Origin of the sequence: Anaeromyxobacter paludicola, assembly GCF_023169965.1 — a bacterium.
In the GTDB taxonomy this organism is placed as follows: Bacteria; Myxococcota; Myxococcia; order Myxococcales; family Anaeromyxobacteraceae; genus Anaeromyxobacter_B; species Anaeromyxobacter_B paludicola.
Genome location: NZ_AP025592.1, coordinates 390,319 through 402,915 on the forward strand (window position 1 = coordinate 390,319; position 12,597 = coordinate 402,915).

The 12,597-nt window shown below is 74.7% G+C and carries 14 protein-coding genes; 10 read left to right on the plus strand and 4 right to left on the minus strand.

Annotated elements, in window-relative coordinates; all coding sequences use genetic code 11:
* Nucleotides 1-2: 2 nt before the first annotated feature.
* From AMPC_RS01790 to AMPC_RS01825, 8 genes are all read left to right on the plus strand, one after another.
* Nucleotides 3-998: a biotin--[acetyl-CoA-carboxylase] ligase gene (locus tag AMPC_RS01790; protein ID WP_248343836.1), complete on the plus strand. Its 996-nt coding sequence runs from the start codon at nucleotides 3-5 to the stop codon at nucleotides 996-998.
* Nucleotides 999-1,030: 32 nt separating this feature from the next.
* Nucleotides 1,031-1,795 (plus strand): type III pantothenate kinase, encoded by a 765-nt coding sequence (locus AMPC_RS01795; RefSeq protein ID WP_248343837.1) that lies wholly within the window; start codon nucleotides 1,031-1,033, stop codon nucleotides 1,793-1,795.
* Complete coding sequence (locus AMPC_RS01800) at nucleotides 1,792-2,352, plus strand: tetratricopeptide repeat protein (RefSeq protein ID WP_248343838.1); 561 nt, start codon at nucleotides 1,792-1,794, stop codon at nucleotides 2,350-2,352. The genes AMPC_RS01795 and AMPC_RS01800 overlap by 4 nt, the downstream gene beginning before the upstream one ends.
* Nucleotides 2,349-3,485 (plus strand): hypothetical protein, encoded by a 1,137-nt coding sequence (locus AMPC_RS01805; RefSeq protein ID WP_248343839.1) that lies wholly within the window; start codon nucleotides 2,349-2,351, stop codon nucleotides 3,483-3,485. The genes AMPC_RS01800 and AMPC_RS01805 overlap by 4 nt, the downstream gene beginning before the upstream one ends.
* Nucleotides 3,486-3,511: 26 nt before the next feature.
* Nucleotides 3,512-5,158, plus strand: a complete 1,647-nt coding sequence (gene murJ / locus AMPC_RS01810; protein WP_248343840.1) for a murein biosynthesis integral membrane protein MurJ — start codon at nucleotides 3,512-3,514, stop codon at nucleotides 5,156-5,158.
* Nucleotides 5,159-5,304: 146 nt separating this feature from the next.
* Nucleotides 5,305-5,529: a hypothetical protein gene (locus AMPC_RS01815; RefSeq protein WP_248343841.1), complete on the plus strand. Its 225-nt coding sequence runs from the start codon at nucleotides 5,305-5,307 to the stop codon at nucleotides 5,527-5,529.
* A gap of 11 nt (nucleotides 5,530-5,540) precedes the next feature.
* Nucleotides 5,541-5,903, plus strand: a complete 363-nt coding sequence (locus AMPC_RS01820; RefSeq protein ID WP_248343842.1) for a hypothetical protein — start codon at nucleotides 5,541-5,543, stop codon at nucleotides 5,901-5,903.
* 132 nt (nucleotides 5,904-6,035) lie between these two features.
* Nucleotides 6,036-6,332 (plus strand): STAS domain-containing protein, encoded by a 297-nt coding sequence (locus tag AMPC_RS01825; RefSeq protein WP_248343843.1) that lies wholly within the window; start codon nucleotides 6,036-6,038, stop codon nucleotides 6,330-6,332.
* Here AMPC_RS01825 and AMPC_RS01830 read toward each other — a convergent pair.
* From AMPC_RS01830 to AMPC_RS01840, 3 genes are all read right to left on the minus strand, one after another.
* Nucleotides 6,269-7,312: a response regulator transcription factor gene (locus tag AMPC_RS01830; RefSeq protein WP_248343844.1), complete on the minus strand. Its 1,044-nt coding sequence runs from the start codon at nucleotides 7,310-7,312 to the stop codon at nucleotides 6,269-6,271. The two genes, AMPC_RS01825 and AMPC_RS01830, sit on opposite strands and share 64 nt — an antisense overlap.
* Before the next feature lie 72 nt (nucleotides 7,313-7,384).
* Entirely contained in the window at nucleotides 7,385-8,218 is an 834-nt protein-coding gene (locus AMPC_RS01835; protein ID WP_248343845.1) for an anti-sigma factor family protein, read from the minus strand.
* A 21-nt stretch (nucleotides 8,219-8,239) separates the two neighbouring features.
* Nucleotides 8,240-8,881 carry a sigma-70 family RNA polymerase sigma factor gene (locus tag AMPC_RS01840; RefSeq protein WP_248343846.1) on the minus strand — a complete coding sequence of 214 codons (642 nt, stop codon included), beginning with the start codon at nucleotides 8,879-8,881 and terminating at the stop codon, nucleotides 8,240-8,242.
* A gap of 137 nt (nucleotides 8,882-9,018) precedes the next feature.
* Between AMPC_RS01840 and AMPC_RS01845 the strand changes: the two genes are divergently transcribed.
* Entirely contained in the window at nucleotides 9,019-10,335 is a 1,317-nt protein-coding gene (locus AMPC_RS01845; protein ID WP_248343847.1) for a radical SAM protein, read from the plus strand.
* Nucleotides 10,332-11,546 (plus strand): class I SAM-dependent rRNA methyltransferase, encoded by a 1,215-nt coding sequence (locus tag AMPC_RS01850; protein ID WP_248343848.1) that lies wholly within the window; start codon nucleotides 10,332-10,334, stop codon nucleotides 11,544-11,546. The genes AMPC_RS01845 and AMPC_RS01850 overlap by 4 nt, the downstream gene beginning before the upstream one ends.
* On the opposite strand, the gene AMPC_RS01855 is transcribed toward AMPC_RS01850, so the two are convergent.
* Entirely contained in the window at nucleotides 11,449-12,525 is a 1,077-nt protein-coding gene (locus tag AMPC_RS01855; RefSeq protein ID WP_248343849.1) for a type II CAAX endopeptidase family protein, read from the minus strand. The genes AMPC_RS01850 and AMPC_RS01855 overlap by 98 nt on opposite strands.
* Nucleotides 12,526-12,597 lie beyond the last annotated feature (72 nt).

Genomic DNA, 12,597 nt, shown 5'->3' on the forward strand with positions numbered 1-12,597 from the left:
CCATGGAGAGGACCGCCCAGGCCGGCAGCGAGGAGCTCGTCCTCTCGTTCCTGGCCGAGGCGGGCGACGCCTTCGTCTCCGGCGAGGCGATGAGCGGCAAGCTCGGCCTGTCGCGGGCGGCGGTCTGGAAGCACGTCGAGAGCCTGCGCGAGCGCGGCTACCGGATCGACGCCGTCGCCGCCCGGGGCTACCGGCTCGTGGCCATCCCCGATCGGCTCTCGCCGCTCGAGGTCGGGCCGCTCCTCAACACCCACGACGTCGGCCGGCCGCTGCACTACTTCGAGGAGGTCGGCTCGACGAGCGACGTCGCGAAGCAGCTCGCGGAGGAGGGGGCCGAGCACGGCGAGGTGGTCGTCGCCGAGGCCCAGACCGCCGGGCGCGGGCGGCGCGGGCGGTCCTGGTTCTCGGCCGCGGGGCGCAACCTGGCGTTCTCCGTCATCCTCCGCCCCGACCTCCCGCCCCAGCGGGCGTCCGAGCTGACCCTCGTCGCCTCGGTGGCGCTCTGCCAGGCGGTCCGCGACGCCGGCGTCGAGGCCGGGATCAAGTGGCCGAACGACCTCGTCTACCAGGACCGCAAGCTCGCCGGGATCCTGACCGAGATGGAGGCCGAGGCCGACCGGGTCCACTGGGTGGTCCTCGGTGTGGGCGTGAACGTGAACGTGCGCGAGGCGGAGCTGCCGGAGGACCTCCGGCCCATCGCGACCAGCCTCGCCGAGGCGCGGGGCGAGCCGGTGCCGCGCGCGCTCTTCCTCGCCGCCGCGCTGACGCGGCTGGAGGAGTGGCTCGACCGGCACGCCGAGGAGGGCTTCGGCCCGATCCGGGCGGCCTGGCGCGACTTCTCCGACACCCTGGGACGCGAGGTCTCGGTCCGGCTCGGGGACCGGGAGCTCGTGGGGACCGCCGAGGACATCGACGACGCGGGGGCGCTCCTGGTGCGCACCGGGGGCGGGCTGGAGCGCGTCCTTTCGGGCGACGTGCAGCTGCTGCGACCGCGTTGACCGGGTCGGGGGTCGCGGCTACCCTGCACCGCGTGCTCCTCGCCATCGACGTGGGAAACACCAACACCGTGCTGGGCGTCTTCGACGGGACGACGCTCGCGCGGCACTGGCGCGTCGAGACCCACCACGGGCGCACCTCCGACGAGTACGGCATCCTCTTCAAGCAGCTCTTCCTCCACGCCGGCCTCGACGCCGGCCGGGTGAAGGCGGTGGCGGTGTCGAGCGTGGTGCCGCCCCTCTCGTTCACGCTGGAGCGGGTGGCGCGCGACTACTTCGGCGTGGCGCCGCTGTTCGTCGGCCCGGGCGTGAAGACCGGCATGCCGATCCTGTACGACAACCCGCGCGAGGTCGGGGCCGACCGGATCGTGAACGCGGTCGCCGCGTACGAGCGCTGGCGGACCGGGCTCATCGTGGTGGACTTCGGGACGGCCACCACCTTCGACGCCGTCTCCCCGAAGGGCGAGTACCTGGGCGGCGCCATCTGCCCCGGCATCTCCATCTCGATGGAGGCGCTCTTCCGCCACGCCTCCAAGCTCCCGCGCGTGGAGTTCACGCGCCCCGCCCACGTGGTCGGGAAGAACACCGTGGCCTCGATGCAGAGCGGCCTGGTCTACGGCTACGTCGGGCTCGTGGACGGCATCTGCGAGCGGATGTCGGCCGAGCTCGGCTTCTCGCCCCGGGTGGTGGCGACCGGCGGCCTCGCCGTCCTGGTGGCGGGGGTCTCCCGCGCCGTGGCGGAGGTGGACGAGCACCTGACCCTCGACGGACTGCGCATCATTCACGAGCGGAACCGATGACCGAGGAAGAGAACGAGAACGGCGCCACCTCCCGTGCGGCCGCCTTGTCGGTCGCGCTCGAGGCCCTCGCCGAGGGGAAGCGGCGCTTCTTCGAGCGCGACGTCGAGGGCGCCCACTCGGCCTTCGAGCGGGCCTGGCGCCGGGCCGCCAACGACCCGCACGTGCTGAGCTGGTACGGCGTCACCCTGGTGATGGTCGAGCGCAACTCGAACCTGGGCGTCTCCTACTGCGACCAGGCGGTGCGGGTGGCCGGGCCGGAGCCGGAGCTCTACCTCAACCAGGCCCGGGCGCACCTCGCGCTGGGCCAGCGCGAGCGGGCGGTGCGGGCGCTGCAGCGCGGCCTCGAGCAGTTCCCGGGCGAGACCACGCTGCTCGCGGCCAAGGAGCTCATGGGCTGGCGGCGCCGGCCGGTGCTCCCGTTCCTGCCCCGGTCGAGCTTCCTCAACCGCTGGCTCGGCAAGCTGCGGTACCGCTGGGCCAAGCGCTCCTTGCCGCCCATCGAGCTCTCCCCGGTGACGCTGGGCCAGCTGCCCGAGCGGGCAGGGGAGGGGCGGTGACCTGCCCGCTCCCGCTCGACGCGCTCCCGAAGCCGCTGCACAAGCACGTCGACCCGAAGGCCCCGCCGGCGCTGCGCATGATGGGCGCGAAGGGGCTCGTCCCGGCGGTGGCCGCGCCCGACCTCGCGGTCATGCTCTTCTTCCTCTCCTTCGACGAGGACCCGGGGGTGCGCGAGGCGGCCGCCCGGACCGCGGCGGGGCTGCCCGACCGGATCTTCGGCGTGGCGCTCCGGGCCGAGGGGCTCCCCGGGCCGGTGCTCGACTGGCTCTCCCGGGAGCTGGGCGCCAACGAGGGGGCGCTCGAGCTGGTGCTGCTCAACCCGGCCACCTCCGACGAGACGGTGGCCCGGCTCGCGGCGGAGGTCTCGCAGCGGCTCACCGAGATCGTCCGGCAGAACGAGCTGCGGCTGCTGCGCCACGACGAGATCATCCGCCAGCTCTGCCGCAACCCGAACGCCCTCGCCTCGACCGTCGACGGCGCCTGCGACTTCTGCGTCCGCAACGGGCTCACGCTCCTCGACGTGCCGCAGCTCGTCGCCGCCCACCGGCGCGTGCACGGCGTGGACCCGGCCGCGGCCGAGCCGCAGGACACGGCGACCGGCCTCCTCGGGGAGTACGGGCACGTGCTCGCGGAGGAGGAGCCGGCCGCGCCGGCCGGACCGCCCCGGCCCGAGGATCCGGCCAAGGCCGCCGAGAAGCTCAACATCACGCAGCGCATCCTCAAGATGTCGGTGAGCCAGAAGATCAAGCTCGCCACGCTCGGCAACAAGGAGGCGCGCACCATCCTGCTGCGCGACTCGAACAAGCTCGTGTGCATGGCCGCCGCGACCAGCCCCCGCATCACCGACCTCGAGATCCTGGGGCTCGCCAACTCGCGCACCGTGAACGCCGACGTGCTCCGCTACGTCTACACGAACCGCGAGTTCCTCCGGACCTACCCCATCAAGCTCGCGCTGGTGAAGAACCCCAAGGTCCCCTTGCCCACCGCGCTCAAGATGCTCTTCTCGCTCCAGGAGAAGGACATCAAGGAGCTCTCGCGCGACCGCAACGTGCCCCAGACCATCCAGTCGCAGGCCAAGGCGTTCCTCATGAAGAAGGAGCAGGCCGCCCGCGCCACGGAGGGCAAGCACTAGTGCTTCTTCCCAGGCAGGGGCACTAGGTGGGCGCCGGGGGCGAGGACCGGGCCGGGGAGGCGCGGCCGGCCGCCGCGGCGCCGCCGCCGGTGCGCATGCAGAAGGCGCTCTGGCTCTCGGCCGCGACCATGGCGAGCCGGGTGCTGGGGCTCCTGCGCGACCAGCTCTTCGCCGCGCTGGTCGGCGCCAACGCCTTCTCCGACGCCTTCGTCACCGCCTTCCGCATCCCGAACCTCCTGCGCGACCTCTTCGCCGAGGGGGCGCTCTCGTCGGCGTTCGTGCCCACCTTCGCCGAGACCCGGGCCCACCGTGGCGAGGCCGAGGCCTGGCGGCTCGCCAACACCGTGGTCGGCCTGGTCCTCGCCGTGGTCGGCTCGCTCACCCTCCTCGGCATGCTCTTCGCGCCGCAGGTGGTGGCGCTCATGGCCCCCGGCTACGCGCCCGCCCAGGCGGCGCTGGCGGCGAAGCTCGCCCGCGTGATGATGCCCTTCCTGCTGCTGGTCTCGCTGGCGGCGGTCTCGATGGGCATGCTCAACGCCCAGAGCCGGTTCACCGCCCCCGCGCTGGCGCCGGCGCTGTTCAACGTGGGGTCGATCGCGGTGGGGCTCGGGCTCTGGGCGGCCGGCTGGCCGCCGGAGCGGGCGGTGGTGGGCTGGAGCTTCGGCACGCTGGTGGGCGGGCTCCTGCAGCTCCTCGCCCAGAGCCCGTCGCTCCGCGCGGCCGGCTTCCGGCTGCGGCCCCGCCTCGGGCGCGCCGCCCTCGCCGACCCCGGCGTCCGGCGTATCGGCCGGCTCATGGGCGCGGCGGTGGTGGGGCTCTCGGCCACCCAGGTGAACATCGTCGTCAACACCATCTTCGCCTCGCACCAGGAGCGGGCGGTCACCTGGCTCAACTTCGCCTTCCGGCTCATGCAGCTCCCGCTCGGCGTCTTCGGCGTGGCCATCGCCACGGTCGCGACCGCCGGGCTCGCCCAGCGCGCCGCGGCGCGCGATCTGGCGGGCGTGCAGGAGACGCTCGGCTCGGCGATGCGGCTCGTCGCCTTCCTCAACGTGCCCTCGGCGGTGGGGCTCATGGTGCTGTCGCGCCCCATCGTCGCGCTCATCTACCAGCACGGGCGCTTCACCGCGTCGGACACCGCCGGCACCGCCGGCGCGCTCCTCTGCTACGCGCTCGGGCTCTACGCCTACTCGGCCGTGAAGGTGTTCGCCCCGGCGTTCTACGCGCTCGACGAGGCCCGCGTGCCGGTGCTGGGGAGCGTGCTCGGCATGGCCTCCAACGTGGCGCTCAACCTGGCGCTCTTCCCGGTGCTCGGGTACCGCGGCGTCGCGCTCGGGACGTCGCTCTCGGCCACCGTGAACTTCGCCGTGCTCGCGATCGCGTGGCGGGCGCGCCACGGCCGGCTCGGCGGCGCCGGGGTCTACCGGCAGCTGCTGCGGGTGCTCGGCGCGACCGGCGCGCTGGCGGTGGCGGCGTGGGGGGCGGAGCGGGCGCTCGAGGGGCACCTCGGCGCCGGCCACGGCCTCGCCCGGCAGCTCGCGCTGGCGTTCGTCCCGATCGCCGCCGGCCTCGCCGCCTACCTGGCGGCCGCCCGGCTCCTCGGCGTGAAGGAGCTCTCCGACCTCGCCGCCGCCTGGCGCCGCCGCGCGGCCCGCCGGCGCGGCGCCCGCGCCTGACCCGGTCGCCTCGCGCTCCCGGACGCCCGCTCCCGTGCCGGGCGCCCTGGACGTCCCTTGAACGGCGGGACCCTTCACGGAACCTTCTCCCGCGAGCGCGGCGCTCCTTACCTTGTCCTGCGTCGAGGCGGAGGGAGAGGGCGCGCATGGGAACCGACGGGAGCAGCCGGATCGAGGACAGGGCGGAGGAGCTGCGCGCCGAGGCGCAGGAGCTGCAGGCGCGGCTCGCGGAGCGGCTCGAGGGGCTGCGCGAGCAGGCCGGGCGGGCGGACGAGGTGGTGCGCGCCTTCGCGCGCGAGAAGCCGATCCTGGCCATCTGCTGCGCCGCGGGGCTGGGGTTCCTGCTCGGCCGGCTCGCCGCGCGGATCTGAGGGGGGGGACGATGGCACAGCGAACCGAGGGCGTCTCCGGGCAGCTCGAGGGGATGGACCCCGCCGACGTCATGAAGGCGGTGCAGGCGCTGCGCGAGCAGCTGGTGGAGGCGGCGGCGCGGCTCGAGGAGCAGCTCGAGCTCGAGCGGCGCATGCGCGAGAACCCGTTCGCGGTGCTCGGGATCGCGGCCGGCGCGGGCTTCATCCTGGGCGGGGGGCTCTGGCCGGTGCTGCGCCCCTTCGCCAGGTCGCTCGCCCGCGCGGCGACCAGCCCGGCGAACCTCATGGCCCTGGCGGCGGCGTTCGGCGCGATGCGCGCCTCGCAGTCCGGACAGGACGAGGCGGAGCCCACCCCGCCGATGGCCCCGCACTAGGGGCAGGTGGGCGCCGCGAGAACGGCGCAAGATCGAGGCCGAGATGACGCCTCGACGCCACGTCGCCGCCATCTCCCGACGTCATCGTCGGCCGCAACCCGCAGCCCCGGGAGCGTGAAGATGGCGGCAGAGGTGGAGCGAAGCCTGGTCATCGAGCTGGAGGGGAACTTCGACGGCCGCTCCGCGCGCGACGTGCGCGGCCGGCTGGCGGCGCTCCCGCGCGACGTCCGCGTGGTGCTCGACTTCAGCCGGGTCCGCGAGTTCGCCGACGCGGGCGTCGCGGTGATGGCGCAGGCGCTCGAGGAGCTGGGCTCGCCGCGGGTGGTGATGCGCGGCCTCCGCCAGCACCAGCACCGGCTGTTCCGCTACCTGGGCGTGGACCCCGAGGCGCTCGCCGCGGGCGTCGGCTCCTCCGCCGCCGGCGCCTGAGACGCCTCCGCCCCGAGCAGCTGCTGGGCGATGGCGAGCGCCTTGCGCGCCCGCTCGCGGGCCTCGTCGTCGTGGCGGAGCCGCGCCACCGCCCGGAGCACCCGCTCCTCGGCGCGCGCCAGCCTGGCCTCGAGCTCCCGGCGCGCCGCCTCCGAATCCTCCAGGGCGCGGGTGAGCCGCGCCACCTCGGCGTCGCGTGCCTCGCCGGAGGTCGGCGCCGGGAGCGGATCGAGGGCCGCCGCGAGCGGCGCGGCCTCCGCGGCCGGCTCGGGCTCCGGCCCGGGGGAGGGATCCGGCGCGAGCTCGAGCGACACCTCGAGACCGGACTGGCCGTCGAGCGGCGCCTCCGGCCCCAGCGCCGCTTCGCCCGGCGTGCCCTCCGGCGGGAGCTCCAGCCCGACCTCCACCTCCGCCTCGGCCTCGGCCTCGGGCGGCGCCGCGCCCTCCAGCCGCTCGAAGGCGTCGTCGAGGAACTTGAGGTCGTCGTCGCCGCCGGCGAGCGGGTTGGCGCCGTCGAGGGCGGTGGCCCCGGTGGGCTCGAACTCGACGTCGTCGAGCGAGACCAGCTCCTGCTCGGCGTGCGCCGGAGCCGCGGGCGCCGCCGGGTCGAACCCGACGATGGGCGCGAGCTTCTCGACCAGCGCCTGCATCGGGAACGGCTTCAGGAGGTACTCCTCGGCGCGCCCCTTCAGCCGGCGGTGCTGGTCGAAGGTCTCGAGGGTGGACTCGGAGCTCGTGAGGACCACCGCGATGTCCTTGAGCGCCGCGTCCTTCTTGAGCTTCTGGCAGACCGACCAGCCGGAGACGCGGGGCAGCTCCACGCAGAGGACGATGGCGTCGGGCCGCTCCTCCTGCGCCAGCTCCAGCCCCTCCTTGCCGTCGCCGGTGACCCGGACCTCGACACCGTGGGCCTCGAGGGCCTTGTAGATCTCGCGGGCGTGAGCGGTGTCGCTCTCGATGAGCAGGACTCTCTTGGCCATGGGTCTCCCCAAAAGAGTATCGCCCGGCCCGCGCGGGAGTCAAAGCTCGGAGACGGCCGGGGCGGCGGCGCGCTAGCGGCCGCCGTGGACGGCCTGCGCGTCGGCCACCAGGTCCGACAGCTCGCGCTCGTCGAGGTCGGAGACCACCGAGTAGACGATGTCGTTCTGGCGCCAGACCGCCACGCGGTAGCCGCGGGTCTGGGCCAGCCAGACGTCGGCCGGGCCGAGGTGGCGCAGCTGCCCGGCCCCGGTGAAGCGCCCGTCGGGATCGTCGAGGATGAAGACGCCGATCCGGCCGCGCGGCGCGTCGTAGCGCATGTAGGCCGCCGGCCAGTCGCGCAGGTGCGAGAGGCGCGCGCCCACGAGCCGCACGCCGGCGCGGTGGAAGCGGGGCGGGGCGGGGTTGAAGTCGAGCTTCCCGGCGAACCAGCCGGCCACCGAGTCGGCGCCGGTGGAGGCGGCGGTCACCTCGAGCGGGAGGTCGCGCACGTGCCGCCGCACCGCCTCCTCCACGAAGGGATCCGAGCGGAGCTCGGTGGTGCGCTGGCGGGCGACCGCGAAGCCGGCCGCGAGCACGAGGAAGAGCGCGGCGGCGGAGAGCGCCGCCGGCCTGCGCCAGGGCGGGCGCCGCTCGTGCTCGAGCGCCTCGAGGATCCGCCGCCGCAGCTCGGCCGGCGCCCGGCCCGCCGCCGAGCCCTCGCCGAGGCAGCAGCGCAGGCTGGAGCGGAGCGCGGACTGGAAGCGGGCGTGCTCCTCGACGAGGAGGCGGCACGGCGGGCAGACGGAGACGTGGGCCTCCACCTCGGCCCGCTCGCGCTCCTCGAACTCGCCGTCCACGAAGGCGTCGAGGGAGCGCTTGAGCTCCTCGCAGTCCATGGTGGCGGTCGCTTCCCGGATCTCGGCCATGAATCGCTCGCGCGGAGGGCCCTACGCCGACTCGGCCTTGCGCCGCTTGCGGTACTCGTCGAGGTCGACGCTCTCGCCCGCGGCCTTCGCCGACACCACGCCCGAGAGCACCGCGTAGCTGCCGAGCGACTTCTGCAGCAGGCGGCGGCCGCGGAACAGGCGGCTCATCACCGTGCCCACCGGGATCTCGAGGATCTCGGCGATCTCCTTGTAGGAGAACTCCTGCAGGTCGGCGAGGATCACCACCATCCGGAAGTCGATGGGCAGCGCGTCCACGGCCTGGAGCACGTCGTCCGAGAGCAGCCGGTCGAAGAAGAACTGCTCCGGGTTGGCGGCGTACTCGGTCGCCTCGCGCGAGATGAACCGCTCGTGCACCGCCTCGCGCTCCGAGCCCTCGACGATGTTCCGCTCCTTCACGTTCCGCCGGTAGCGGTTGATGAAGGTGTTGGTCAGGATCTTGAAGAGCCAGGCCTTGATGTTGGTCCCGCGCTCGAACTTGTCGAAGAAGCGGTAGGCGCGCAGGAAGGTGTCCTGGACCAGGTCCTCCGCGTCGCGCTCGTTCTTGGTGAGCCGGAGCGCCGCCGAGAAGAGCGGGTCGATGTGCTGCAGCGCCAGGTGCTCGAACTCCCGCCGGGTGCCGTCGGTCTGTCGCAGGTCGAACATCCTCGTGCCGTCCTCCACCGTTCTCCTACTCCGAAAAGTCCCGCTCCGCCGCAGGTTCCTTCCGCGGGCCGTCGCCAAGGGAACAGGCACCCGGGCGGCCCGATTCCCGTTCCCGTGATATAGAGGCCGCGCCCGCCATGCCCGCGTACCGACTGCTCTTTGCCGACGCCCGCGGCGTCGTCTACGACCACCCCCACCTCCTCGCCGCGGTCCGCAGCGGGGACGAGCTGCGCCTGGCGCGCGAGCGGGCGCTGCCGCTACCGGAGGGCGCGACCCTCTGCACCCTGCCAGGGAGGCTCCCCGTCGGGGTGGATCCCGACACGGGCGAGCTCACGGTATTGCGCGAGGTGAAGGTGGGCCGGCGGACCTTCGTCCCGGTGGCGGTCGGCGCCACGCTGCCGCCCGGGTACACGCGGACCCTGCTCCCCGCCGCGGCCCGCTCGCCGCTCGCCGGGGCCGAGGCGCCGCCGGTCCTGCCGCAGTGGGCCTACACCGCCGCCGCGCTCGGCCCGGCCGGCCCGGTCGCCTTCGCGCTCCACACCGACCGCCGGCGCCACTGGGATCCGGCCCGGCACTCCACGCCCGACCTGCCGGACCTCGTCTCGCGCACGCTCGAGGACCGGGGCAACCCGGTGCTGTCGCAGCTCTCGCGCTGCGCGCTCGAGTACCGCTGCTTCACCGCCCAGAACACCTTCTACCGCCGCGACGAGGGGGCCATCCCGTCGTCGGCGGCCTGCAACGCCGCCTGCGTCGGCTGCCTCTCCGAGCAGGACGAGGGGATGCCGCCCTCCTCGCACGAGCGGATCCGCAAGGCCCCCACCGCCGAGGAGATGGCGGAGGTCGGGATCCACCACCTCGTGCACGCGACCGGCAAGGTGATGGTGAGCTTCGGCCAGGGGTGCGAGGGCGAGCCGCTCTTGCGCTGGAAGGAGATCGCCCGCGCCATCCGGCTCATGCGCGCGGCGACCCGGCGCGGCACCATCCACATGAACACCAACGGCTCGCTCACCGAGGGGCTCGCGGCGGTGATCGACGCCGGGCTCGACGCCTGCCGGATCTCGCTCAACAGCGCCTCGCCCGACCTGTACGCGGCCTACTACCGGCCGGCGCGGTACGCGCTCGCCGACGTGATCCGCTCGATGAAGCTCGCGAAGCGGAAGGGCGCCTGGGTGTCGCTCAACCTCCTCACCTTCCCCGGCGTGACCGACCGGGAGGGCGAGGTGGAGCGGCTCTGCCGGCTGGTGCGCGACGCCGGCGTGGACCAGGTGCAGACCCGGCCGCTCGCGATCGACCCCGACCTCTACCTCGGGCTCGCGCGCTCGCGCGGGGGGCGCGGCCCCGCCCTCGGCATCCCCGGCCTGGTCGCGGCGCTGAAGCGCGCCCGCCCCGGCCTCACCATCGGCAACTTCTCGCGGGCCCGCTCCGAGCGCGCCCGGACCGGAGCGAAGCGATGATCCACGGCGAAGCCCAGCTCGAGCTGCAGAAGGACCTCTCGCGCCACCTGCGCGCCGGGCACCCCTGGGTGTTCCGCAAGGCCGTCCAGAAGGCGCCCGGGAAGCTCGCGGCCGGCGCCATCGTGGACGTGGTGGAGCAGGGGCGCTTCGTGGCCCGCGGCTACTACGACCCGCACTCGGCCATCTCGGTCCGGATCCTCACCCGCGATCCGGCGGAGCCCATCGACGCCCAGTTCTGGAAGCGGCGCGTGCTCCGGGCGGCGGCGCTCCGGCGCGAGCTCGTCCACGGCACCACCGGGTACCGGCTGGTGCACGGCGAGTCCGACGGCCTCCCCGGCGTGGTGGCCGATCGCTACGACCGGTTCGCCGTGCTGAAGCTCTACTCCGCGGGGCTCACCCCGCACCGGCCGCACATCGTCGAGGCGCTCCGCGCCGCGGCGGAGGAGGCGGGCGCGCCGCTCGCCGGCATCTACGGGCGCGACGAGATCCCGCACGACGAGGAGCAGGACGACGCCGCGCCGGCCGGCCGGCCGCTCTGGGGCGAGGAGCCGCCGGAGCGGATCGTCATCGACGAGCACGGGATGTTCATGCTGGTGGACGTCCGGCGCGGGCAGAAGACCGGCACCTTCCTCGACCAGCGCGAGAACCGGGCCCTGGTGCGCGCGCTGGCCGCGGGCCGGCGCGAGGCGCTCAACTGCTTCAGCTACACCGGCGGCTTCTCGGTCGCCGCGGCGCTCGGCGGCGCCGGGCACGTGGTCTCGGTGGACGTGGACAAGGACGCCATCGCCCTCGCGCGCGACAACTTCCGCGCCAACGGCCTCGACCCGGCCGACCACGCCTTCGCCGCCGAGGACGCCTTCGAGCTCCTGGCGCGCTACAAGCGCGAGGGGCGGCGGTTCGACCTCGTGGTGTGCGATCCCCCCGCGTTCGCGAAGAACCAGCGCGCGGTGGACGCGGCCCTCGCCGGCTACGCCTCGCTCAACCGGGCGGCGCTCCAGGTGCTCGCGCCGGGCGGGCTGCTCGTGACCGCGAGCTGCAGCGCCCGCGTGTCGTCGGAGCAGTTCTTCGACGCGGTGAAGGAGGCCGCGTTCAAGGCCCGCATCGACCTGCAGCTCATCGAGGAGCGGCGCCAGCCCGCGGATCACCCGGTGTCGCCGCAGTTCCGCGAGGGGCGATACCTGAAGCTCTTCGTGTACCGGCGGCAGGCGTAGGCCGCGCGGACCGCACCGCGCCCCGCACGCCGAGGAGCCCGAGCAGCACGAGCCCCAGCACCGCCGCGCGGCGGAGCGGGAAGGGGATCTTCGCGAGCGCGAAGCGGCCCGAGGGGAGCGACGGGTCGGCGGGCGCGAGCGCCTCCGCGGGGGCGGGCGGCGCCGGGGTGAGGCGGGCGTAGAAGGCGGCCAGGGCAGCGAGCCAGAGCGCCCCGCCGGCAAGGAGCGCCAGGGCCTCGAGCGGCCGCGCCGGCGCCTCGGGGCCGGGGCGCGACGGGAGCACCGCCGCCAGCGAGGCGATGGCGTTGTTGACGGCGTGCGCCGCCACCGCGGGCCAGATCGAGCCGGCGCGCCACGCCAGCCAGCCGAAGAGCAGCCCGAGCACGACCAGCGCCGGGAAGCGGACCGGGTCGAGGTGCATGGCCGCGAAGAGCACCGCGGTGACGCCGATGGCCGGGGCGGGGCGCAGGCGCAGGAGGAGGGTGCGCTGCACGTAGCCGCGGAAGGCCGCCTCCTCGCAGACCGGCGCGAGCAGGCTCGCGAGGAGGCCGAGCAGGGCCCGGTGCCAGGCGGGGCCGCCGAAGAGCGGGGTGAGGTCGAAGGCCTTCACCCAGGAGGCCGGCAGCGCGAGCGTGGTGAGCGCCATCACCGCCCCGGCGGTCAGGAACCCCGCCACCCCGCAGAGGAGCGCGAGCACCAGGGCCGGCACCGGCGGCGCCCGGTCGAGGCCGAGCAGGCGCCCGGGGCGCAGGTTGGCGCCCGCCGCGGCCAGCGCCGCCGGGAGCAGGAAGGCGAAGAGCTCGCTCCAGGCGAGCCCCAGCGAGGCGCTCGCCGCCTGGGCCAGCGCGCCCGGGAGGGCGTAGAGGAGCAGCACCGCGACGAAGAAGCCGGCCACGCCGGGAGCCCGCCGCTCCGGCTCGGGGGGCGGCGGGGGCGGGTCGTGGGGCGCGGGGCCGCCCGGTTCCAGGTCGAGGCTCACGGCTGGTGATGATAGGGCCGGAGGCCCTCCGGCGCGAACGCGTTTCCCGGCGCCGCGCCGGGCGGTTAGGAT